Raw genomic sequence first — 23,894 nt, forward strand, 5'->3', positions numbered from 1 at the left:
TACTGGTGACGCACTCCGATGCTAGCAGAGGGTGTCTGCTTTTGGTGGCAGCGAATCTTTGCTTGTGGTTGCCGGTCGTTTTGGAGCGGTTGTAAGGGTGTGGATACGCGCCAGGGCCCACTGGGATGACTCCGCCAGGACGGGATCTTCGGCGGTGCTCCATTGCTGGAGTTGGGGGATGAACTGCGTCTCGCCACTGTTTCCCATTGCGATGGCGACGTTGCGGTGTAGTCGCTTAAGGCGGGTTCGTTCGAGGGGCGAGCCTTTGAACCATTGCTTGAACGTTGCGGAGTCCATCTCTGCGAGCCAGGCCAAGGGAGGATTGATCAGCTGTTTTCGTGGGAGCATTCCCTCGTTTTGAGAGGTTGGAGCGCGGCGGTTCCAGGGACAGACGTCCTGGCAGATATCGCAGCCGAAGACCTGGCGGCCTATGGGTTCGCGGAGTTCTTCTGCGATGACGCCTTTTTTTTCTATTGTGAGATAGGCGATGCAGCGTGACGCGTCCATCTCTCGCGGCGCCACCAGTGCGTTGGTGGGGCAGGCATCGATGCAGCGGGTGCAGCTTCCGCAGCGGTCCGCGGGGAGTTCAAAGGCTAGCTCGGATGACACGGGGATCGAGGTGACGATGACACCGAGGAGAAGCCATGAACCTAGTTTTTGATCGAGGACGCAGGTGTTCTTGCCGATCCAGCCTATGCCGGCTTTCGCGGCGGCGGCGCGTTCGACCAGAGGACCGGTATCGACGTAGCAACGTGTCTGGCAGGGGAAACGGTCGTGAAGGTGGGACTCGATTTTTTTGAGCCGGCTTAGGAGTTCGTCGTGATAGTCGGTGGGGAGGAGGTCGTCTGTGTCTGTGGAACTGGTGCGTCCGCTCCAGGCATAGCGGGCGATCCATCCGGTTGTGGGTTCGGATTGGTCGATGGATAGCGGGGCGGCCACGTTATAGTTCAGGGCGCAGACAATGACCGATCTTGCCCAGGGCATCGCGATCTGGACGTCGCTGCGTAGAAGAACCCCTTGCTCGTTGCGGCGCTTGAGATAGTCCATCTCACCGGCTCTGCCGGCTGCGATCCAGGCTTCGAATCGACTTCCGTCGAGAGGCTGCTGCGTGGTTTCGGGGTTGGGTGAGGCAACGGCTGCTATTCCTGTGGTGTCGAAGCCGGAGCGCGAGGCCAACTCGCTCAGCCAGAGTTTGAGGTCGGAGGTCCATGCCGCGGCGTTTTGTGCTGACTCTGCGAACAAACCTGTTCCCTCGAGGATGGCTTTTCTCTGCTTGCGTCTAGGATAATTCGGGGAGGGCGTTGCAGAGACCGCTTCGCTTGAGATCAAGGTGCTTCGTACTGGCCTGGTCGGCGGAGGTAGATGGCATTGCACCGGAACGCCTTTGCCGGTAGACTTGTCATAGCTGGGAAGGCTTTCGAATCATCGGAAGACTGCCCGGTCACAAGTCACTATCGAACGGATGTGCGCCATTCGGATTTTGCGACTGCTGGTAATGCAGCTGCCGTCGATAGGTTAGTTACAGTTCCTCAGACTGCAATTAACACCACAACTGGCACTGCTGCTTCGGTCAAGCGGAAGAGTGGTCCAGGTGATTGATAACAATGCGGAGAGTTGGCAGAGCCCGGTTGAATGCACCTGACTCGAAATCAGACATAGGCGTAAGTCTATCGGGGGTTCGAATCCCTCACTCTCCGCCATTTCCCTGTTACAGGAAGTACCAAAGACTTCAGATGAAAAGCCAGTATTGACTGGAATTATGTGTTTTTGCCGTCCAGTGGCGTCTATGCAAGCCCTTATCTCGAGCCGCGGATCAAACTCATGCAGGAGTGGCTGACTATCTGGAGCGCGCACAACGCGGCCCTAAACTTGTCCCGATGCGTGAAAGAGTGGCTTGCTAGAAGTGACGGCCACAAATACGCCTAAAGATTGCTCGGCGATATCGCTCAATGTTCGAGCTTGGAAGTGATGCCGTGCCGAACCAACATGGAATCTAGAGTCGTGGGTTTCAAACCGAGTAATTCCGCCGCTCCACCTTTGCCTCGTATCCTTCCACCTGCCATTTCAAGGACATTGCGTAGATGTCCACGCTCGGCGTCACTCAGAAGCATGCTGTGCCGGACGTCTCCTGAGACGCTGGATGGAGGGTAGATACGGAGCCTTGGGCCATTAGCAAGAATCATCGCCCGTTCAACGGTATTACGCAGTTCACGGATGTTGCCCGGCCACTGGTACATTTGCAGCGACCGTATGCAGTCTTTGTCTATCGATTCGATCGGTTTGCCGAAGGATTTTGAAAACTCGTGAACAAAGGCCTCGACGAGTAAAGGAATATCCTCGATGCGTTCACGCAGAGCTGGCATGTGGATCGGGAACACGTTCAATCGATAGTAGAGATCGCTCCTGAATCGTTTCTCCTGAACCTCTGTCTCCAGATGACGATTAGTGGCCGCAACAATTCGGACATCAAAAGATATGCTTTTGGAACTACCCAGGCGTTCTACCTGCTTCTCCTGGAGTGCGTGCAGCAGCTTGGATTGCACGTCGAGAGGTAGTTCTCCTATCTCGTCCAGGAAGAGCGTTGAGCCGTGAGCCACTTCAAAGCGTCCGGCCTGCCGCGAAAGCGCCCCTGTGTAGGCACCCTTTTCGCGGCCAAAGAGTTCACTCTCGATGAGAGTTTCTGGGATCGCTGCGCAGTTCAATCTGACCATGGGCCGTTTGCCGCGCAGGCTTAGTTCATGGATGGCGGACGCGATGAGTTCCTTCCCTGTTCCTGTTTCGCCACATAGGAGAACGCTGGAACTGGTGCCTGCCACCTGGTCGACCTGTTCCAAGACCTTCCGGAGCGCAGTGCTATTGCCTATCAGGCCTCTGTGCCCACGAGCAGACTTCACTTCCTGTTGCAAATAGACATTTTCACGTTGCAGCTGATCGCGAAGGCGTTGCACTTCCTCGAGCGCTTTCCTTGTGTCATCCTCTGCGCAGGTGCGCGCGAGCGCGCTCCCGATCATTTCAACAAAAAACTTCAACCGGGTTATGAGCGTCTCTGGCCACTTTCGTTCATGGCGCACAGTCCCAAACGCCAACGCTCCGATGACCTTGCCCCCCACTCGAAGTGGGAAGGTGGCGTTGGAGCGTGGCCCGAACCGACGTGCAACTTCCTTCTCTCTGTACGCTTCCTCCGGAAGATCGTTGATGGAGGCGAAACATACCGTTTCACCACGGAGAATTTCGTTTGCCATCCACGGGAGATCCTTGATTGCGAATCCAGGAAATGGCTTTAGGTCAGGGAGTTGCCAACTGTGAGTTAGCACGAAACGTTCGTTATCTTGCAGTTGAACAAGAGTGCTGCGATCAAGTCCTAGAGTCTCAGCAATTCGCCTTTGAGCATCGACGATCTCTTTATCGATGGACGCGGAGGTGACGCCGGCGAACTGCGTTGAAAGCTCCGTCATCAACATTTCGAATCTAAGTCTGTCGTCGAGATCCGAACGCAGGTCGGCTGAGGAACCCGGTGGCCCTGGAATCGCTACCTTCTCTTCATACAATTCTTCCGCAACGTGCAGAGCCGAATGGGTCATGACGACCTTCTCTCGTGAGTACACGTACAGGCCCGATGCTGGCGGTATCAGCTCACAGCAATAATTGTCAGTTGTTGCGGGCAAGCGTAAGTTATCACACGATTCAGAGCTTTCCCACATTATTTGTCGGCTAACAGACATTGAAGATTCGCGAGTACAGGAATTTGGATCCGAAAGCCAAACTCCGAAGAGTCGGAGCTAACTCCGAACGGTCGGAGTTAATTTCACTAAAGGCGCAATTCGTCTATGTAACAAAGGGAGATCAAGCCCTTTCATAACAGCGGTCTGAGCGAAAGCCATCGCTCGCAGCCTTTGGCCCTAAGGGTGCATTAGTGGTGTCGCACCTCGTGACTTCCGAATCTGACGAAATAGCATTCTTGCGAAGCAGCGTACTCCGCCCCCTTGACTAAGTTTGTAAATAGATCCGCAGACCACATCCAAGCAGCTTCAACCTTACAAGAGGATCCTATGGCTCAATCGGCACTGCTTGAACGGCGACAACCGACTTGTTTTGTTGTACTGGCGGCTGTGCTTGGCTCATTCGCAACCATCCCTGCGATTGGGCAGCAGGCTGTAAGTATGACTTCTCAAGATCAGACCGCCAGCGCTCCAGCCGCGCAGACGATGAACCCGGCAACCGACGACAGGTGGCATATAGCAATTAGCCCCTATCTGTGGTTTGCGGGGGTACATGGCACGATTGGCGCACGCGACCGCTCCGCCAGCTTTCACGCAAGCGTCGGAGACGTTCTCTCGAAGCTGAACATTGGTCTCATGGGCGCGGTAGAAGCTCGGAAGCGACGTTTTGTTGTGCCGATTGACTTCATGTGGATCAAGCTCTCTGACGACACAGCCATTCCGGAGAGTCCGTTCCCTGGCTTGACCTCTATCAAGGCGAAGGCGACTCAGACTATCTTCACGCCTAAGGCCGGTTACCGTCTTTTGGACAATCCAAAGGTAAAAGCTGACGCTCTGGTGGGGCTCAGATATTGGCATCTGGGCGAGAATCTGAGCTTCCAGCCTTCCGGTCTCTTGGACAAGTACTCCCAGGCAGCCAACTTCGTGGACGTGGTTGCAGGAGCGAAGATCAGTATGGCGCTTTCACCGAAGGCTTCAGTAACGATCCTCGGCGATGCGGGCGCTGGCCAGGCGAACTTGGACTATCAGGTCGCGGCTTATCTGGGTTACAGGATTAAACCCACGGTCATGCTTGGAGTAGGCTGGCGCTATCTCGACATCAACTATCGTCCTGCCTCCAACTTTGTGTATGACGCCGCTCAGCAAGGCATATTGCTGGGAGCCACTTTCAATCTAAAGTAGTTGCGTCATGTCTGAATAGTCGCGCAGGGAAGCACCGCACTACGTGAGGTATTCGTTGCAAAGCAATCTTCAAACTACGTGCGGATGGATCGTAAGACGATATTGATATGTCCCTTCCGATGCTTACGTTGTCCTTGGCGCTTTTGGCGACGTGTACGGTTGTCGCGATGGCGCAGGAGACAGAAGCCCTGCCCGAACTGGATCCATATCTCAAGCTCAATGGAACCGTGCGATTCAGAGTGCAGGCTGCGAATACCAGGGAAGGTGGGGATCCCACACAGTTAACTATCGGTCCGGATCTGGAGCTGTATTTGAAGCCTCTCGTCCGATTGAAGCAAGTGACAGCGTTTGACCTTGATGACGCAAAGGCTCGTCCCCTGGTCTTTGCTATGGGATATCGGTATCTCGCAACGCCGGGATCTCCCCCGACCAATCGAATGGAGTTAGCGACGACAGCACACTTTCCGCTGAAGCTTGAATTTCTGCTCTCAGACAGGAACCGTGCCGACTTGGACTGGACGAACGGAAGTTTTAAGTGGCGTTATCGCAACAGGCTCCAGGTTGAGCGGCCAATGAGCATTCGCTCCTATCACCCTATTCCCTACATCAGTGCCGAGTTTTATTACCAGGAACAGTATCAAAAGTGGGGGACAACTGAACTTTATGCAGGTTGCTTGTTTCCAATAAAGAAGCGATACGAATTTGATCTTTACTACGAACACCAGAACAACACAGGCAAGAGCCCCAACAGCCAACTCGAAGGCATTGGACTCAAGCTGAATATGTTCTTTTCCTTAAAATGAGAAGCCGTTTGGGTTACGTACATCAAGCGCGTTTTCGACTGGCGTATGCGGAGAGCTGAGAAAGTTCTTCCTAAAGCTGGAGATGAATTCTTAGACTCCGACCCTTCGGAGTCTCCTCCGATTGGTCGGAGGCTTGAGGGAAGCGCGACAAAAGAGGATCCCCGCGCCGTAACTTATAACTCTCCTACCTTTCGTTACTTAAGCTTCCCTGCGAACAAACGAAGACAGTTGGTTACTCGATTGCTCCTAGACGGACATGTTTCAAATCTGCTTGAGAATGATGGCCCGACCCAATCGTTCCATTGAAGCTGTCGAGGCACTGCGAGCTATCAGAGTTGCTTCAAAAATGGATCGAGGATTCATTGAAGGCCGGATCTACCAGGAAGTTGATAATCCAGACTCACTCTGCTTTGAGCAGGACTGGTCGAGCGAACCAGAGTTGAAATCGCACATTCGATCAACCTGCTTCACTGATCTGCTGATGCTTATGGAGACATCTCCCGAGGCACCCCTACTTGAGATTCATTCCGTCAGGGACGTATTTGGAATCAATTACGTCGAGGCAGTCCGTTATTCCGATTGCTGAATCAACCAGAACCGCGATGGGCCCTTCTTAAAAAATCTTTGAGCAACCAACGGAGAGACGAATGATTCTTACGACCCGATGCAAGAAGCTGGCGACTATCTTTTTTGCGGTTTCGATATTGTCCATCTATCTGAACGTAGTGTCCTTGGCGCAGACCGCAAATACAAAGCAACCTAATATCGTCGTCATCATGGGCGACGACATAGGCATGTGGAATATCGGTGCCTATCACCGGGGCATGATGGCTGGTAAGACGCCGAACTTGGACAAGCTAGCCAAACAAGGCATGATATTCACGGACTATTATGCGGAGGCAAGCTGCACAGCGGGCCGCGCGAACTTCATCACAGGCGAACTTCCGATCCGGACAGGAATGACTACGGTTGGCCAGGCGGGAGCGCCAACTGGGCTTCCTGCAGAAGCAGTCACCATTGCGACCGTGCTTAAGTCCATGGGCTATGCCACCGGTCAGTTCGGCAAGAACCACCTTGGTGACAGGAATGAGTTCCTGCCCACGGTTCACGGCTTCGACGAGTTCTTCGGCTACCTCTACCACCTGGACGCGATGGAAGACCCGGCTCATCCCAACTACCCACAAAATCTGCTGAACGTCGTCGGTCCACGCAACATGGTTCATTCCTGGGCAACCGCGACGGACGACCCTACCGATATGCCGCGCTGGGGCAAGGTAGGCAAGCAGAAGATCGAGGACGCCGGACCGCTCTATCCCAAGCGGATGGAGACGGTCGATGACGAGATTCGCGACCTGGCCATCAACTTCATTGACAAGTCGAAGAAGGACAACAAGCCCTTCTTCGTCTGGCTGAATCCCACCCGGATGCACATCGTCACGCATCTTTCACCAAAGTACGAAGCGATGCGCAACTCCGAGAACGGATGGTCGGAGGAGGAAGCCGGCATGGCGCAGTTGGATGACGATGTCGGATTGGTGATGCAGAAGATCAAAGATATCGGCGAGGATGACAATACGATTGTGGTGTTCACCACCGACAACGGCACCGAGGTCTTTACATGGCCCGATGGCGGACAAACTCCGTTCGCTCAATCCAAAGGAACGGTTCTCGAGGGTGGCTTCCGCGTACCAGCGATCATTCGCTGGCCAGGGCATACGCCTGCGGACTCGGTGCAGAACGGTATCTTCTCCGGCATGGACTGGTTGCCGACCTTTGCTGCCGCTGCCGGCGATCCGAACGTCATCCAGGAGTTGCTGGTTGGCAAGAAGTTCGGCGATCGAACCTACAAAAACCATCTGGATGGGTACAACCAACTCGCAGCTATTACGGGACAGGGCCCGTCCGTTCGTCATGAGATCTTCTATCTCGGCGAAAGTACGGTTGGCGCGATCCGCATAGACGATTACAAATATCGATTCATCGACCAGCCACAAGGATGGCTCGGTGAAAAGACCCATGTCGATGTGCCGTACATCACTAATCTGCGTCTCGATCCGTTTGAGCGCACCGGCTGGCCCGGCAACGGGACCAAGGATGGAGCCCAGCAATATTTTGACTGGTTCAAGTATGAGTTCTGGCGCTTTGTTTTCGTGCAGGAGGTGATGGGTAAAGAACTCCAAACCTTCCTCGACTACCCACCGATGCAGCGAGGTGCGAGCTTCAACCTGGAAGCGGTAAAGGCAGAGATGGCAACCAGGATGGCCCAGGCCCAGGCGGCAGCCAAAGGGCCCAGCGATTAGCGGGAACGGACTTCGCGGTGGACGGCTCGCGAGAGCCATCCACCGAACGAGTTGTGGAGAACGGTTCTATCCGCCGAAGCTACCGGCGACGACTTGTAAATGCATAAAGAGAGTGAAGGATCCTGATGATGAAAATCAAATTCGCATTGTGCGCGATGATACTGTGTTCGGCGGTCGCGGTTGCTGTCGGTCAAACAGTCTCGGTCAACTACAACCAGAGCCAGAGCTTCTCGCAATTTCACACGTATGCCTGGGGTTCGGACAACGCCAACAAGGTCCAGAATTCAATATTGGCGCAGGTGGCGATACAAGATATCGACGCTGCCTTGCAAAGCAAGGGGCTTCAAAAGGTAGAAGAGTCTCAGAAGCCTGACCTGCTCGTCACCGCCAACGGAGGCATGAAGGAGCAAACCTCCTACACCGCGATGGGAATGCGCGGGTTTGGAGGCGGTATGGGTAGTATCACCCCGCAACAAAACGTGATCGGAACGTTGATCGTAGATCTCTATGACGCGAAGGGCCAGAGCTTAGTCTGGCGTGGCATCGCACAAAACACCTTGGACAACAATGGCAACAAGAACCAGCAGTTGGTTCAGAAGGCTGTGACGAAGATGTTCAAGCAGTGGCCAAAGAGTTAGTCACTCATTGACGGAGTTTGCGAAGGAACAAATCGGGAGAACCTATGTTTAGACATTCATTGCTGAAAGCGTTAGTCGCGACCTCTCTTCTTTGCTCTGTCCCACATATTTGGGCTCAAAATCCTGATATGCAGCAAAAGTTGATGGAGATCAAACAGTCTGCAGCGGCTAACAAACAATCACTCGCACGCTACACATGGCTCGAACAGCAGACGACCAGCATTAAAGGTGAAGTTAAAAAGACACAACAGTTTCAGGTTCGAATCGGCCCTGACGGTCAGCAGCAAAAAGTTGAGCTCAATCCCCAGGCACCCGCCGAACCGAGCGGAGGACGATTGAAGCGACACATCGTGGCTAAGAAGACGGAAGAGTTCAAAGATTATGGTCAGCAAATCGCCGAGCTCGGCAAACAATACGCGCAGCTTGATCCCCAAGCGCTCGACCAGGCTTACCAGCGTGGCGATATCTCACTCCAACCCAATGGGGCAGCCGGGACGGTCAGCCTGATCATCAAGAACTACCTGAAGCCCGGCGATTCCCTCACTCTCGTATTCAATCGGCAGCAGAAGGCACTTCTGTCCGTACAGGTTGCCAGTTACCTTACAGATCCGAGCGACGCAGTGAGAATTGCCGTGCAGTACGATAAGCTGCCCGACGGTACCAACCACGTCGCTTCGAATCAGGTGACTGGGGTCAGCAAACAGCTGGGTGTAATGATTCAGAACTCTTCCTATCAACCCATCGGTTGATCGCAGACGTTGAAGATCAACACCCGTTTCAGAGAGGCAGTCATGCACTCCAGAGCCATGCGATCACTGTTTCTACTTGGCGCTTTGGCGATCGGCAGCTACGGCTATTCACAAGTACCACCCAAGCCGTCCAGCGTGACGCGACCCAAGCTAGGTTTGGTGCTCGAAGGCGGGGGGGCCCTGGGACTCGCTCATATTGGAGTTATCACCTGGATGGAGGAACACCACGTTCCGGTGAGTTATGTCGCTGGAACCAGCATGGGTGGCTTAGTCGGCGGAATCTATGCGACAGGGCGCTCTCCGGCTGAGGTCAGAGAACTTATCAACGGGATCGATTGGGATCAGGTGCTGAGTGGCGAAACTCCATTCACCGATCTTTCTTTCCGGCGCAAACAAGACGCTCACGAGGTTCCCGGTTCCCTTGAGTTTGGCTTGCGGAAAGGTCTGCAATTCCCGGCAGGCTTCAATACCGGCGAGCAGGTGGACCTGATTCTCGACCGTGTTGCGCTCCCTTACTCAGAGCTCCCTACCTTCAACGATCTGCCTATTCCTTTCGCATGCGTAGCGACAGACCTGGTCTCTGGCAAGCCGCATGTCTTTCACGATGGTTCTCTATCCCTGGCAATGAGATCGACCATGTCGCTACCTGGGATCTTTTCGCCGGTCCGGTCGGGAGACCATCTTTATGCAGATGGCGGCTTGCTCAACAATATTCCGATCGACGTTGCCAGAGATATGGGCGCCGATGTCGTCCTCGGAATTCACCTTGAGACTGAGCCCTTAAATCCAAAAGCAACTCTACCCAGCTATGGCGTGCTGGGACAATCCATCTCCGTCATGATTGCAGCCAACGAACTGCGATCGATGGAGCAAGCCGACATCTTGGTGACAGTGCCTCTCCAGAAGTACACCACTCTTGATTACGATAAGGCCGATGCCATTATCAAAGTAGGCTATGACGCCGCAGCAGCGAAAGCAGCGGTTTTAGCTGCATACTCTGTAAGCCCGGCCGAATGGGAGGAATATCTCGCAGTACGCAATTCGCGGCGCAAGAGTGTACCGATACCGACCTTTGTTGAAGTCACGGGCACATCTTCTCCTGTAATGAAGCAGGGCATGGAAAAGCAGCTGTCCGGGCTGGCGGGGAAACCAATCGACACACAGAAGTTGGATCAGGACATGATGTCCATCATCGGACAAGGCCGCTTCACAACCTCTACATATTCAATGGTCGAGAAGGATGGCCAACAGGGTCTTCAGGTTCAGACCGAACAGAAGGCCTATGCTCCGCCCATCGTACGGCCCCTCACCCTGATCGACGGGTCGGACTACAACAATGTCTTATTCAGTATTGGTGCTCGGGTAACATTTCTGGACTTTGGAAGTTACAGATCCGAGTTACGCACTGATGTTGTTGTCGGATCTCAGTACCTTCTGGATACTGAGTACTACCACCCGTACACCCCGTCCAGCAATTGGTTCATTGCACCAAGAGCGGGGCTCAACAGTCAGCAATTGAATATCTACTCGGGTAACACACTACAGGCAAGCTACCGCCTGCGAGAGTTTCTTGGCGGCATCGATACGGGCTATGCGTTCGGGCGAACTGGCGAACTTCGACTTGGATACGAAGGTGGTTATCAAAAGATTTATCCGGAGATCGGCAACGTGCCGACTCTGCCTACAACTTCAGGAGCAACCGGAGACGTCAGGATTCAGTATCAGCTCACCACGTTGGATCAACCCGTCATCCCACGCTCCGGGGTCAGCCTCTTGGCTTACACGAAGGGGTATACGGTCAACCCTGCTGCACCTGGGCCCTTTCCCGTAACCGAAGTCCAAGCGCAGGACTTCTTCCGCTTGAACAAGCCATCTTCAATATTTTTAGCTGCGTATGGTGGTAGTACCTACGGCTACAAGGCCGGCGTACCCGCCTTCTCTCTCGGTGGCTCTCAACGGCTGGTGGCCTGGAGCACTAATGAGCTGCTCACAAACCAATATTTCCTCGGACAGATAGGCTACATCCGAGAACTGGCTCACCTGCCACCTTTGCTCGGTAGCACAGTGGACTTCCTTGGTGTCTTGGAGGTAGGAAAGACGTACAAACTCCCCAATGGTCCGAGTCCGCCAAATCTTCCCATGGATGCCGCGGCGGGACTCTTGGTCAACACAATCTTTGGACCTGTCCTTGTAGCTGGCTCAGTCGGAGACTATGGTCATGCCCGGTTCTACTTCCGAATTGGTCGTGTTTTTTAGCGTAAGAAAACATTTTTAGTGCGGCGTTCTTTCACGACCGAACGTTCTCGTTTCGGATTCAGTTAGGTCACACTTCGCCGAAAGGAATTCTTCTATGAAGATGAAGATTCTATCCATATTCGGTTTTCTAAGTGCTTCGCTGTCAGCTCAGTCACAAGTTCCAATCTTCAAAGTTACCCCACAACAGAGCTCGGTTAGATTCCCTGTAAAAATCCTCAGTCGCTCTCGCGGGCGACTTCAAGAAATGGGATGTCACTCTAACATTCATCTCGACTGACCGGTCAATGTTGACGTCTTCGCGAAACGCGTCAGCGGTCCACCGGCTTCACTGAAAAGTGAAGGTCTGAAGGTGAACCTAATAATGCTTTAGGCTTTAAACCTTTTTCAGACGGAGAACATGATGATCAGAGCTATCACGAAGCAATTTTTGACTGTAGCGCTCTCTTCGCTGCTTGTCCTGCAAGGTGCGCCGGTGGAAGCTGCAGCTCAGGAGGTAGCGCCGGCAGCATATCCAGGTCAGGGTGCACCTCTGTCGGCTGCGGACTTGCAACAGTTAGTCGCCCCCATTGCACTGTATCCGGACGCCTTAGTTGCTCAGATTTTGGGCGCTGCGACATTTCCGGATCAGATCGTTGCTGCGGCCGGCTGGCTTAAAAATCAATATCTCACCGGCGCGCCTCTTGCAAATCTGGTTAATGCTCAACAATGGGATCCCAGTGTAAAAGCGCTCACTCAGTTCCCATCCGTCCTCAACAATTTGGCAAGCAATCTCAGTTGGACCTCAGCGTTAGGAGAGGCCTACCATAACCAGCCGAGCGACATCATGTCTGCCGTTCAGTTTCTGCGGGCCAAAGCGCAAGCAGCCGGCAATTTGAAATCCGGATCGCAAATTACAGTGGTGCAGCAAGCACCTCAGGTGATCGTGATTCAACCAACTAATCCGCAAGTGGTTTACGTGCCGGCGTACAACCCGACCGTCGTCTATGGCACGCCGTACGTGACACCGGGATACAGTACAGCGGCAGTTGTAACGACCGCGGTAGTCGCATTTGGAGTCGGCATTGCCATCGGGGCAGCGATGAGTAATAACGGCTGGGGATACAGCTACTGGAACTGCAACTGGCACGGTGGGACGGTGGTTTATCACAGCAGTGGTTACTACGGAAACAGTGCATGGCATGGCGGCTACTATGGCTCAAGCGCGACCGCTTACGGACCGAACGGAGTAGCGAAAGCCGGCAATGCGTACAATCCTTCGACCGGTACGTATGCTCGCGGTGCATCGACCACAACCGCATATGGTACTCAGAAGGTAGGACAGGCGTACAACCCGAATACGGGAGCGTACGCAGCTACACACCAAGCCTCAAACGCTTATGGGAGCTATGGAAGCTCGGTCGTTTCGAAGAATGGTAATACCGCGTATACCCAACATCAAACTACGTCGGCGGGATCTGTAGGATCCGTTCAAACTTCAGCTGGTGGAAAAGGCGTAGCTGCATCGGGCGCTTACGGCAACAATGCAGCAGCGGGACAAACCGCAAACGGCAACAAGTATGCGGCAGCGAACGGGAATGTGTACAAGAACACGGGTAGCGGATGGAATCAAACTCAAGGGACCAGTCACAACACCTCTAGTTACTCGGGAGCAAACTCCGCAGCTGCTCGAGGGTATGGAGGACAGGAAAAGAGCAGCGGATCTTCAGCCTTTAGTGGCAGCGGAAGTGGATGGCAATCCCGACAGGAGAGCGCTCGCGGCTCAGCGAGCCGCGGCGGTGGCGGCGGTTGGGGTGGTAGAAGGTGACACCAACGATGCGGACAACAAAGCAAGTCCCGGAGGATGAAATGTCGCTTACATATCGCAAACCTCAACTTACGTTGAAACTTCTGATTCTGCTTCTGATCCTTCCGATTGTCCCGTGCCATGCCTACCAGAAACCTTCGCGCGTCTTTGCTTCGCCCGACGAGGCGGGGAGCGCTCTGCTCGCCGCGGCGAAGTCCAGAGATGTGGATGCGCTGATGACAATCTTCGGCCCAAACTCTAAGGAACTGATTCTCTCTGGAGATCCCGTACAGGACAAATACACAGCAGATTCGTTCGTCAAAGAGTATGGCGTTATGCATCGCTGGCGCGCGATGCCCGATGGCGACCAGATGCTACTGATCGGAGCTGATAACTTTCAATTTCCGATTCCATTGAAGAAAGGCAGTGACGGTGCCTGGTTCTTTGATACCGATGCAGGTAGGGAAGAGGTTCTCAACCGCCGTATCGGCAGGAACGAGTTGGCGATCATCAATGCCTGTCAAGCGGCCGCTGCAGCCGAGGCGGACTACTTCAATCATCTTCACGACGGTGAGAAGGTGAAGCAGTATGCGTCGAAGTTCATCAGCGATCCCGATAAGCAGAACGGCTTGTATTGGAAGCCTGTGAATGGAAAGCCGGCGAGTCCACTCGGACCATTGGCGGCTGCGGCTTCATCGGATGGCTATGTCGCCCACGCAACTGGTCACACCGCATTCCACGGCTACTACTTCCATATGTTGAAGGGCCAGACCGATAAGGCGCCCGGCGGAGCGAAGGAATATGCAGTCGACGGAAAGATGACCGGTGGTTACGCATTCGTCGCCTACCCTGCAGAGTATGGAAACTCCGGAGTAATGACCTTCATCATCAACCAGGATGGTGTGCTGCTTCAGAAAGACCTGGGGCAAAGCACTGTGGAGATAGCAAGCTCCATGACCGAGTTTGACCCCGATTCTGACTGGACCATCGTAGAGCCGTAGCCATGGATCTCCCTCGGACGCATGCTCTCTTTCATAGTGCGCACCACACTATCGCCGCAGATTGTGCCCAGGACAAAGTCGATAGTACTCTGACTGAAGATTGAGGCGGGACACCACGAATAAGACGCCTATCGTTCCATCTGAGAGAGCGCTTCGATGACGGGCGCTGAGGAGATTCTCATCACTCCGGTGAAGGGGGTATACATCTCAAGGATGATGAAGATTGCCGCCGATACGGCTAAGCCGGCGAGGCCTAACGTAACGAAGATCGTGGCATTTGGCGGAGAGAAGAGGCCGAAACCCACAAAGATGATCACCAGCCAGGAGGTGAGCACCACGAGCAGAGGAATGGGCACCGAATTGTGTTGGGACTTGAGGTACATGAGCCATTGAGTGCGACGCAAAGTAGTGATCTCCAGAGCGATCTGAGACTTTGCGGCAGCCTGCGTGGAAGTCTTCGGCTCCAGATGATCCAACTGATCAGCCAGTGTTTCGCCTTTGCCACCCGGTCTAAGCTCTGACGCAAGGGAGGTTTGTGATGGCCAGATACGTTGGATGCCCTCCGCTACAACGAGGCGAAATTCATTGCGAATGTTCCCAGTCTCCGGGCCATACCGCTCCAAGGATCGATCGATGCTGACGATCTCAGAGGACATTTCTGCGACCTCGTTCTTGCGGGCATCATACGTCGACTTTGCCGACGATACCAGCATTCCGAGAACTAACGCAGCCATGGTGGAGATCAGAGCCGTCGAAAGTCTTACGGTCTCCTTTACGTCCGTGCAAAGGTGTTCCTCCGGGAGGACTCGCCGGATAGCCATACCAACCAATGCAGCCGCGAAGACACAAGCAAAGACGATGCCACTAAGCGGGATCGAATTCATCGTTTTCCTCTTCTTCCAGACAAATCCGGCGGTATGCTGGCTCCAGAGCGACGTTGAAGCAGCACGCGTTTAGAACGCTATGGTCCACTCAAGCATCCTGTTTACGAATTTCACTATGGGAGAGTCAGTGGTCCTACACGCGGTGAGCAGAAAGATTACACCGAAACGAATGGCGGCGCCAACGAGCGCATTCTGAACAGCTACAATTGTCCATCTTCCGGAGTCGGATTTCATCGTTGGGGGTCAAAACTCACCAGATGGGTCTTTTAGCGAATTTAAAAATCCGGACCAAGATACTAATAGCTCTGCTACCGCTGGCCTTCATGGTCATTGTGGCGGCGTGCTACGCGTCGATCGAGATGAAAAAAATCGACGACGGTTATAGCGATCTGATAGCGAAAAATGTCAGAGCCCTCCAGAATTTGACTGTCGCGCGCGTGTTGAGCAATCGATTCGCTCAGCTCGTTTATCAGGAGATTGCTGAGCCTGATCCCGATAAAATGCGAATTATCGATGCAGAGCTCGATACAACGGAGGCCGAATTTCACTCTTCCGTGGCACTGATCAGCTCAGAAACTCCAGGAATGACTCAGAAGGTCGGTGCAACGGCAGCTCTTTTTGACAAAGCTGTTTCCGACTCCCGACCGATTCGGGCTGCGGCCTTGAGTGGCAACAACGACAAGGCTATCCGGCTGTCGCGCGAAACATTTGATCCAGAGTTTCGCAGTGGACGGCAATCGCTAGCTACCCTAGCTGATGAAGTACACGCGGATGTCGACCAACAATCCGATCAACTCACGCTCAGAACTCACCGCACAATTCTGATCACCTGGGTCGTAATAGTTTTCGGACTAGTTGCGTCTTTCGCGATTGCCCTCTCGATAGTGCAGATTGAAGTGGTGAGGGTTATCTTTTCGTTCCGGACTCGCATTCTTGACGTTGCGGAGGGACGACTTGATCTGCCAATAGCAAATCTCAATCGACCCAATGAGATTGGGGAGATGAGCCGAGCGCTGCAGACATTGCAGATTGCTGCTCGTGAGCGGGAGATTTTGCGCTGGATAAAAACCGAGGTCGCGACTACGACTGAGCGACTACAGTCGACGGAGAATTTTCCGGCGTTCGCCAGCGTTCTTCTGTCCCGAATCTCCGAGACGCTCGATCTGCTTTATGGTGCGTTTTACCTGGCTGACAACACTCGCACAACTTTCACTCGGCTCGGAGCGTTCGCTACAGATGTCTCGAGAGAGCGGCGAGAGTTCGCTATCGGCGAGGGCCTGGTGGGCCAAGCCGCGGCCGAGCGCCGGACTCTTCGGATTGTCTCCGAAACGAACAAATTTATCGGCGTAAACACAGGAACGGGTACAGTAAACCCGGCATGCATCCTGTTTATCCCGGTGCTAAATCAGGACGACGTACTGGCGGTTATTGAACTGGCGCCCTCGGCACCTGTGTCGGAGCAACAGCAGGCACTGTTGGACGCGCTGCTACCGACCGTCGCCCTCAATACAAAAATACTTTCCAGCAAACTTGTCACCATGAAGCTGTTGGAGCAGACTCAGGTGCAGGCCGCAGACCTTGAAGTGGCAAAAGAGGCGGCGGAAGCCGCTACAAGAGCCAAGTCCGATTTTTTGGCCAATATGAGCCACGAGATCAGGACGCCGATGAACGCGATCATCGGGATGACTCACCTGGCCTTGAAGACAGATCTTTCTCCAAAACAGTCAGACTATCTGACCAAAGTGAGGTTCGCCGCGCACTCGCTGCTTGGAATCATCAACGACATTCTGGACTTCTCCAAAATCGAGGCAGGCAAACTCGATATTGAAAAAATAGATTTTCGGCTGGAGGACGTGCTCGACAATCTATCGACGATCGTCAGTCAAAAAGCGCAGGACAAGAACCTCGAGTTCCTAATCGCGACGCAGCATGACATCCCGCCGAATCTGATCGGTGATCCTCTTCGTCTCGGGCAAATCCTGATCAACCTGGTCAACAATGCGGTCAAGTTTACAGAGCGCGGCGAGGTATTGGTCACGGTTGCGATGGAGGAGCAAGTAGCCGATCGGATCAAGGTTAAATTCTCCGTCCGCGACAGCGGGATCGGGATGACAACCGAGCAGATCTCGAGGCTATTCCAAGCATTCGCGCAGGCGGATACTTCAACGACGAGAAAATATGGCGGTACCGGGCTTGGGCTCTCAATCTCTAAACGGCTGGTCGAAATGATGGAGGGCTCAATCTGGGCAGAGGGTGAGCCGGGCGTGGGAAGTACTTTCCATTTCACTTCGTGGTTCGGAGTCGGATCGGAGGACAAACAAAGACGATTGATAGTTGATTTGGTGGGGATACGCGCCCTGGTCGTCGACGACAACGCGCAGGCTCGCGAGATACTTACCGAGGCGCTTCGTGCATTTGCACTTCGCGCCGAATCGGTTTCGTCAGGTGAAGACGCAGTAAGGGAGATAGCTGCCGCAGATTCTGCAGACCCCTATCGCCTGGTACTGATGGATTGGCATATGCCGGGACTGGACGGACTGGAGGCCAGCCGCATCATCAAGCGCAATAAACGTCTTCAGAATATTCCTAAAATTGTGATGGTCACCGCTTTCGGGCGGGAAGAGATCAGGGCGCAAGCGGAAGAGATTGGAGTCGAAAGCTACCTGTTGAAGCCAGTGAATCAGTCGTTACTCTACGACACGCTGGTGGACCTGTTTGGTGAGGCGGGTGCGGATGACCACCGTTCCCGTAAGAGAAAGGACGGCGCGACCGTCCATGACGCAACAGGGATACGCGTCCTTCTTGTCGAAGACAACGAGATGAATCAGCAAGTTGCGACAGAGCTTCTGGAAAGCGCCGGGGCAATTGTAACCATCGCCAACCATGGCGGTGAGGCAGTAAAGATATTAACTGCTGGAGACCAGCCCCCGAAGTTCGATGTAGTATTCATGGACCTGCAGATGCCCGAGATGGATGGGTTCACGGCAACCAGGCTGCTGAGAAATGATCCGCGCTTGCTAAACTTTCCGATCATTGCGATGACGGCGCATGCTCTCGTGGAAGAACGCCAGCGTTGCCTCGATGCTGGCATGAACGACCATGTGTCCAAGCCGATTGACCCCGATAATCTTTTTGTGACCCTGCTGCGATGGGCGAAGCCGAAGCCCAACCAGGCAGCCAAGCCCCAAGCAGCTCTCCCCGACACAAAGGCATTCGATGAAGTCGCTCTGCCAGAGATCTCAGGGATCAAAGTCATGGAGGGACTGAACCGTGTCGCCGGCAACCGGCAACTCTATCGCAACCTACTAAGGCAGTTTATCGACAAGCAAGCAGACGCCTCTGAGCAGGTTTCGGTTGCTATCGAAAGCGGCGACCTGAAGTTGGCTGAACGAATTGCTCACACCGTCAAGGGGGTTGCTGGCAATCTAGGAATCGTGGAAGTCCAGTCAGTAGCCCAGAGACTGGAGAAGGCACTCCGCGACGGCGAGGAAAGTCTCTCGGCACCTCTAGCTGAATTTGCGAGTGTGATGGGGACTCAGATTCAGGCGATCAATAAAGCGTTAGGCGACTCGGCGAGCACTCCTCCCAAAGTGGTGCAGATTTCGCCTTTCGATGGAAAGGCGGCGACTGCTGCGATTGACCGGCTTAGGATTTTGCTCAAGGCGAGTGACGGCGGCGCCGAAGAGTCCTTTCGCAGATTGCAGGACGCAGTGGCAGGTGTTGTCGAGAAGCCTTATCTGGATGGTCTCAGCGCGTCGATCAGCGACTTTGATTTCGAGGCGGCGCTAGTAAAACTGGATGACATCGCCGAACATTGTGCACGAAATGAGGGCGGCAAATGACTCAGGTTAATCAGAAGACAGTGCTGGTGGTGGATGATGCTCCCGCCAACATTCAAATCGTGAATTCGATCTTGAAGGATATATACAAAATTCGCATTGCAACCAGTGGTTCAAAAGCATTAGAGCTCGTTAAAGTCGCACCGCTACCTGACCTCGTTCTTCTGGATGTCGTAATGCCAGAGATGGACGGATATGAAGTGTGTAAGAGGTTGAAAATGGATCCGGAGACGCGCGACATACCAGTCATTTTTCTAACCGGACAAACGGAAGTCGAAGATGAGACGAAGGGATTCGACGTCGGCGCAGTGGATTACGTTCATAAACCATTCTCTCCTGCGGTTGTAAAGGCTCGTGTTCAAACCCACCTTGCGCTTCGTGGCATCCGCGAACAGCTCGCACAACAGCTGCTGGCCATCCAGAAGGAATTGGAAACGGCACGGCAGATCCAATTATCAATTCTTCCATCCTCTGTCCCTAAAATCGACGGTCTAGACATTGCGACACGTTACGTCCCCATGACCTCGGTTGCCGGAGATTTCTACGATTTCATCATTGTCGATGAAAACCGTCTCGGCGTTCTTGTGGCCGATGTCTCGGGACACGGGATGCCTGCGGCACTGATCGCGTCAATGATAAAAATTGCGTTTTCATCCCAGGTGCCGCACGCGGCCGATCCCGCGCGAGTGCTGTTGGGACTGAACGAAGCGTTATGCGGAAAGTTCGAACATCATTTCGTTACAGCGGCGTACGTTTTTATCGACATTCAGAATGGAACACTGAAATACGCTGGCGCTGGTCATCCACCTTTGTTTTTATGGGGGCTCGGAGGTGTACGCAGCATTGAGGAAAACGGTTTGTTTCTCGGGAAGTTCTCGTTTGCAACATACACTTCGACGGAACTTACTCTTATGCCTGGAGATCGCATTTTGCTCTACACTGACGGAATTCCTGAAACAACTAGTCCGGCGGGAGTAGAGTTTGGCGCGGATGCCTTTAGGCAATTTTTGGAAAACGAGGAGCCCGCAACTTCGGCAGCTCAATTTGCCGATCAACTGCTTGAGGAGTTGTCACGTTGGTCTGCTCGAGGACCGGGCGACGAGTTGGATGACGATATGACAATTGTGGCAATCCACGTTGGCAGTCATTAAGGACTCTCACATGCGCGAGGTAGCGTTCGGTTTAACGCCTGCCAGCATCTGTTCCACTTCGACCATTCGCGGCATAGAGGTTTGAGCTCTGGGCCGCGTCACCGAAAGCGCCGCAGCGGCGGCCGCTCCGTTCCCGATGAAGAATATGGCCTCCGTCTCGTTCGGAGTGAACCAATCCACCTTGTCGAGAAGCAGGCGCTCCGTCGCCCAACATGGATCATGAGACAAAAGATAAAAGCTTCCCATCGAGAGGCCCGCAACAAGGCAGATGATGAACCCGCGCGTGCTCAGCGATCTCCGTTCCGTCTCGCGCACCGTTAAGACATCGCATCAAGAACGATCGCTCCCACGACGAGCGTGATGCCGCCAAATAGCATCAGTGCATTGCCGCTTGGCGAAATGATGTAACTGGTTGAAATACTGCTCTGGCTCCTAAAATTACTACGCTGAGATCACAGGGGGAGTGGCCGGATATTTTGTACCCTGCGGTATATATTGAGCGGCCATCGCGCTAAAGGTTTTTACTTGCTCCGCGGTCCACGTGGCATCCTTTCCAAGTTCTTTGGCGAGCAGAGACGCGACCATAGGCGCTACCTGGAGTGCAGCGCGCGCGTTCAACAGGAGAGCTCGAGTGCGCCGCGCCAAAGCATCATCCAGGGTGCGAGACATCTCGTTGCGTGCGGCCCAGACGACCTCTGCCGCAATGTAAGGCAGGTCGGAATGCAGGGGTTTGGCGAGTTCAGGATTTTCCTTGGCCAATTGTCGAATCGCTGCAGCATCTGAGCCATACACGGACAAACTGCCGAGTTGTTCAGGGTGTTGATGGTATCCGTGAATGTGCATGGTAGCCGTGACACAGAGTTTCTCATCAAGTCGACCAAGGGTGGTGGCATGATCGACGCAGTCCTCTGCCATATGCCGATAGGTTGTCCACTTGCCTCCGACGATCGTGAGAAGACCTGAGTGGTCAATGTGAATTGTGTAGTCGCGCGAGAGAGACGAGGTCTTTCCATCGCCGGCTCCGGCGGCCTTGACCAGCGGCCGGATTCCTACATATACGCTGAGAATATCTTCGCGGGTGGGTTTGTGGCTAAGATAGCGACCGGCGGTCTCGAGGACGAATTCGATTTCTTCTTCGAAGGGGAGCGGTTCATAGGAGATCGATTCGATCGGCGTGTCGGTAGTGCCGACTAGTGTTCGGTTGTGCCAGGGAACGGCGAAGAGGACACGGCCATCATCGGTCTGAGGCACGAGGAGCGCTGTGTCGCCGACTAAGAAAGAGCGGTCGAACACGAGATGAATCCCCTGGCTGGGAACCATCATCTGTTGGACTGTCGGCTCTGCGAGTCGACGGATTTCGTCGGTGAAGATGCCCGTCGCATTCACCACGGAGCGGGCCGCGATTTCAAAGCGCTCACCACTTTCGCTATCTACCGCGGCTACCCCTTGAATGAACCCGGCGTCATCTTTCTTCAATTCAACGACACCCGCGTAGTTCAACAGAGTCGCGCCATGTTCGGCAGCAGTTGTCATCAGATTGATCAGGAGGCGTGTGTCATCGAACTGTCCGTCGTGATACATCACACCGCCGCGCAGGCCGTCCTGACGGATCGTTGGCAGAAGCTTCAACGTCTCTTCTAGAGAGAGCACTTTGGACGCACCGAAGCTGTATTTGCCTGCAAGAAAGTCGTACACTTTCATCCCGATTCCGTAGAACGGGGCCTCCCACCAGGAATAATTCGGAACTATGAATTTCAGATCTTTCACGATGTGCGGTGCGTTTCGCAGAAGGATACCCCGCTCTTTCAGAGCCTCCATCACGAGCGAGACATTTCCCTGTTCAAGATAGCGAACGCCACCGTGAACCAACTTAGTGGCTCGGCTGGAGGTCCCTTTTCCGAAGTCTTCACGCTCCAACAGCAGTACATCGTAACCTCGTGATGCTGCGTCTACAGCAACTCCAGCTCCCGTCGCTCCTCCGCCGATCACAACAATGTCCCAAGGCTTTTTTCGATTGCGTACACGAGCTACCATCTCATCGCGGTTCATTTGCTCTCCTTATTCCAATGGCGAGAACGTTCGACAGCTTCTCTCCAATTCTCCTGCAGCTTTTGCATCTGTTTTTTGTCGGCCTTCGGTTCGAAGATAGTGTCGGCCTTGCGATGTAGCTTCAACTCGTCGATGCTGCTCCAGAACCCGCTGGAGAGACCGGCTAAGTAGGCGGCGCCGAGCGCTGTGGTTTCGAGTACAGCGGGACGACAGACAGGTACACCTAGCAGGTCGGCCTGAAATTGCATTAGATCGTCGTTGGCGGCGGCTCCTCCGTCGACACGAAGTTCCGTAAACGGATCTTTTGTATCGGAATCCATTACCTGAAGGACGTCTGCAACCTGAAAGGCAATACTCTCGATTGCTGCCTTGGCAATGTGGGCGATTTGTGTGCCTCGTTGCAGACCGATGATCAGACCTCTTGCCTGCGCGTCCCAGTAGGGAGCGCCAAGACCTGTAAACGCAGGCACAAAGACCACACCGTCTGAATCAGGCACGGAGGCAGCGACTGCCTCGACCTCGGACGACCTGCGGAAAAACTTCATGTTGTCCCGAAGCCATTGCACTACAGCTCCGCCGATGAAGATGCTGCCTTCGAGGGCGTAGGTCAACCTTCTTTCTGTGCTGCATGCCAGCGTTGTGATCAAACGGTGGCTTGAAAGCGTGAACTTGCTGCCTGCATGCTGCAGCAAAAAACAACCTGTCCCGTAGGTGTTTTTCGCATCGCCGGGTGAGACGCAGAGTTGTCCGAACAGCGCCGATTGTTGATCTCCCGCGATGCCCGCGATCTCCACTTCGCCAAGGCCAAGCGAGGTCGTCACCTGTCCGACATTTTCGTTCGACCAGACAACTTCTGGCAAAAGGCTCTTTGGAATGTTGAAGAGCTTCAGCAGGTCGTCGTCCCATCTGTCTTCAACGATGTTGTAGAGGAGGGTACGCGAGGCGTTTGTGCGATCCGTAATGTGCCGCTTTCCGCTGGTTAGATTCCACACAAGCCAGCTATCGACCGTGCCGAAGGCGAGTTTTCCTGCCTCGGCTCGAGCGCGCGCTCCGGCAACGTTCTCGAGAATCCATGCGACCTTACTTGCGGAGAAGTACGGGCTCAACAGAAGTCCGGTCTTCTGACGAACACTCTCTTCAACGCCATCGTCGGCCATTTTCTTCATCAGGGCACCAGTACGGCTGTCCTGCCAGACGATAGCGTTGTAAACGGGCTTTCCTGTCTGTCGGTCCCACACGATCGTGGTCTCCCGCTGATTGGTGATACCGAGCGCAACGACATCTCTTGGGCGGACTCCTGCTTTGCCCAGTACTTCGACTGCAGAGCTGAGCTGCGAGGTGAGAATGTCGAAGGGATCGTGTTCGACCCAGCCACTGTTGGGGTAGAACTGCGGAAATTCGTGCGAGGCTGTCCCTGCGATCTGCCCATCGTGGTCGAAGAGGATAGCTCGGGAGCTCGTCGTTCCCTGGTCAAGCGAGAGTACGTACTTCATCTTGTCTCCTTGGATGCTCAGGACTTGAGGATGACTTATTTCGTCGA

At 54.0% G+C, this 23,894-nt stretch carries 17 protein-coding genes and 1 tRNA gene; 12 read left to right on the plus strand and 6 right to left on the minus strand.

All coding sequences use genetic code 11. The features are described from left to right. Positions 1 to 21: 21 nt before the first annotated feature. Positions 22 to 1,242 carry a tRNA epoxyqueuosine(34) reductase QueG gene (queG, locus tag RBB76_RS01105; RefSeq protein WP_429633319.1) on the minus strand — a complete coding sequence of 407 codons (1,221 nt, stop codon included), beginning with the start codon at positions 1,240 to 1,242 and terminating at the stop codon, positions 22 to 24. Positions 1,243 to 1,608: 366 nt separating this feature from the next. Between queG and RBB76_RS01110 the strand changes: the two genes are divergently transcribed. Then, a tRNA-Ser gene (locus RBB76_RS01110) sits at positions 1,609 to 1,700 on the plus strand. 246 nt (positions 1,701 to 1,946) lie between these two features. Here the strand turns inward: RBB76_RS01110 and RBB76_RS01115 are convergent. Beyond that, entirely contained in the window at positions 1,947 to 3,581 is a 1,635-nt protein-coding gene (locus RBB76_RS01115) for a sigma-54-dependent Fis family transcriptional regulator (RefSeq protein WP_433963499.1), read from the minus strand. 468 nt (positions 3,582 to 4,049) lie between these two features. Here RBB76_RS01115 and RBB76_RS01120 point away from each other — a divergent pair, with 468 nt between their 5' ends. The 9 genes from RBB76_RS01120 to RBB76_RS01160 all read left to right on the plus strand — a co-directional run bounded on the left by RBB76_RS01120 (position 4,050) and on the right by RBB76_RS01160 (position 14,431). Next, complete coding sequence (locus tag RBB76_RS01120; RefSeq protein WP_429633315.1) at positions 4,050 to 4,901, plus strand: hypothetical protein; 852 nt, start codon at positions 4,050 to 4,052, stop codon at positions 4,899 to 4,901. A 107-nt stretch (positions 4,902 to 5,008) separates the two neighbouring features. Beyond that, on the plus strand, positions 5,009 to 5,704 hold the full coding sequence (locus RBB76_RS01125) for a DUF2490 domain-containing protein (protein ID WP_429633313.1): 696 nt from the start codon (positions 5,009 to 5,011) through the stop codon (positions 5,702 to 5,704). 277 nt (positions 5,705 to 5,981) lie between these two features. After that, positions 5,982 to 6,290, plus strand: coding sequence for a hypothetical protein (locus RBB76_RS01130; RefSeq protein WP_433963584.1), 309 nt, complete (start codon positions 5,982 to 5,984; stop codon positions 6,288 to 6,290). Between the two features lie 61 nt (positions 6,291 to 6,351). Further along, on the plus strand, positions 6,352 to 8,004 hold the full coding sequence (locus RBB76_RS01135; protein WP_429633309.1) for an arylsulfatase: 1,653 nt from the start codon (positions 6,352 to 6,354) through the stop codon (positions 8,002 to 8,004). A gap of 125 nt (positions 8,005 to 8,129) precedes the next feature. Further along, positions 8,130 to 8,642, plus strand: a complete 513-nt coding sequence (locus tag RBB76_RS01140; RefSeq protein ID WP_429633307.1) for a DUF4136 domain-containing protein — start codon at positions 8,130 to 8,132, stop codon at positions 8,640 to 8,642. Positions 8,643 to 8,686: 44 nt separating this feature from the next. Further along, entirely contained in the window at positions 8,687 to 9,391 is a 705-nt protein-coding gene (locus RBB76_RS01145) for a hypothetical protein (protein WP_429633305.1), read from the plus strand. Between the two features lie 42 nt (positions 9,392 to 9,433). Further along, positions 9,434 to 11,647: a patatin-like phospholipase family protein gene (locus tag RBB76_RS01150; RefSeq protein ID WP_429633303.1), complete on the plus strand. Its 2,214-nt coding sequence runs from the start codon at positions 9,434 to 9,436 to the stop codon at positions 11,645 to 11,647. Positions 11,648 to 12,044: 397 nt separating this feature from the next. Then, the gene (locus RBB76_RS01155) at positions 12,045 to 13,451 is read left to right on the plus strand and encodes a DUF3300 domain-containing protein (protein ID WP_429633301.1); all 1,407 of its coding nucleotides are present in this window, start codon (positions 12,045 to 12,047) and stop codon (positions 13,449 to 13,451) included. A 41-nt stretch (positions 13,452 to 13,492) separates the two neighbouring features. After that, positions 13,493 to 14,431 carry a DUF2950 domain-containing protein gene (locus RBB76_RS01160; RefSeq protein ID WP_429633299.1) on the plus strand — a complete coding sequence of 313 codons (939 nt, stop codon included), beginning with the start codon at positions 13,493 to 13,495 and terminating at the stop codon, positions 14,429 to 14,431. A 128-nt stretch (positions 14,432 to 14,559) separates the two neighbouring features. Here the strand turns inward: RBB76_RS01160 and RBB76_RS01165 are convergent, their stop codons facing one another. Then, positions 14,560 to 15,315 (minus strand): hypothetical protein, encoded by a 756-nt coding sequence (locus RBB76_RS01165; RefSeq protein ID WP_429633297.1) that lies wholly within the window; start codon positions 15,313 to 15,315, stop codon positions 14,560 to 14,562. A gap of 257 nt (positions 15,316 to 15,572) precedes the next feature. On the opposite strand from RBB76_RS01165, the gene RBB76_RS01170 reads away from it, so the two are divergent. Together RBB76_RS01170 and RBB76_RS01175 are read left to right on the plus strand one after the other, a co-directional pair. Then, positions 15,573 to 19,157: a response regulator gene (locus tag RBB76_RS01170; RefSeq protein ID WP_429633295.1), complete on the plus strand. Its 3,585-nt coding sequence runs from the start codon at positions 15,573 to 15,575 to the stop codon at positions 19,155 to 19,157. Continuing rightward, positions 19,154 to 20,305, plus strand: a complete 1,152-nt coding sequence (locus RBB76_RS01175; RefSeq protein WP_429633293.1) for a SpoIIE family protein phosphatase — start codon at positions 19,154 to 19,156, stop codon at positions 20,303 to 20,305. Before RBB76_RS01170 ends, RBB76_RS01175 begins: the two co-directional genes overlap by 4 nt. Positions 20,306 to 20,311: 6 nt before the next feature. Here the strand turns inward: RBB76_RS01175 and RBB76_RS01180 are convergent, their stop codons facing one another. The 3 genes from RBB76_RS01180 to glpK form a co-directional block, all read right to left on the minus strand. Beyond that, positions 20,312 to 20,620, minus strand: a complete 309-nt coding sequence (locus RBB76_RS01180) for a hypothetical protein (protein ID WP_429633291.1) — start codon at positions 20,618 to 20,620, stop codon at positions 20,312 to 20,314. A 126-nt stretch (positions 20,621 to 20,746) separates the two neighbouring features. After that, positions 20,747 to 22,354 carry a glycerol-3-phosphate dehydrogenase/oxidase gene (locus RBB76_RS01185; protein WP_429633289.1) on the minus strand — a complete coding sequence of 536 codons (1,608 nt, stop codon included), beginning with the start codon at positions 22,352 to 22,354 and terminating at the stop codon, positions 20,747 to 20,749. Then, a complete protein-coding gene (gene glpK, locus RBB76_RS01190; RefSeq protein ID WP_429633286.1) occupies positions 22,351 to 23,847 on the minus strand; it encodes a glycerol kinase GlpK in 1,497 nt (498 codons plus the stop codon). The genes RBB76_RS01185 and glpK overlap by 4 nt, the downstream gene beginning before the upstream one ends. Positions 23,848 to 23,894 lie beyond the last annotated feature (47 nt).

Source organism: Tunturiibacter psychrotolerans (genome assembly GCF_051013365.1).
Lineage (GTDB): Bacteria > Acidobacteriota > Terriglobia > Terriglobales > Acidobacteriaceae > Edaphobacter > Edaphobacter psychrotolerans_A.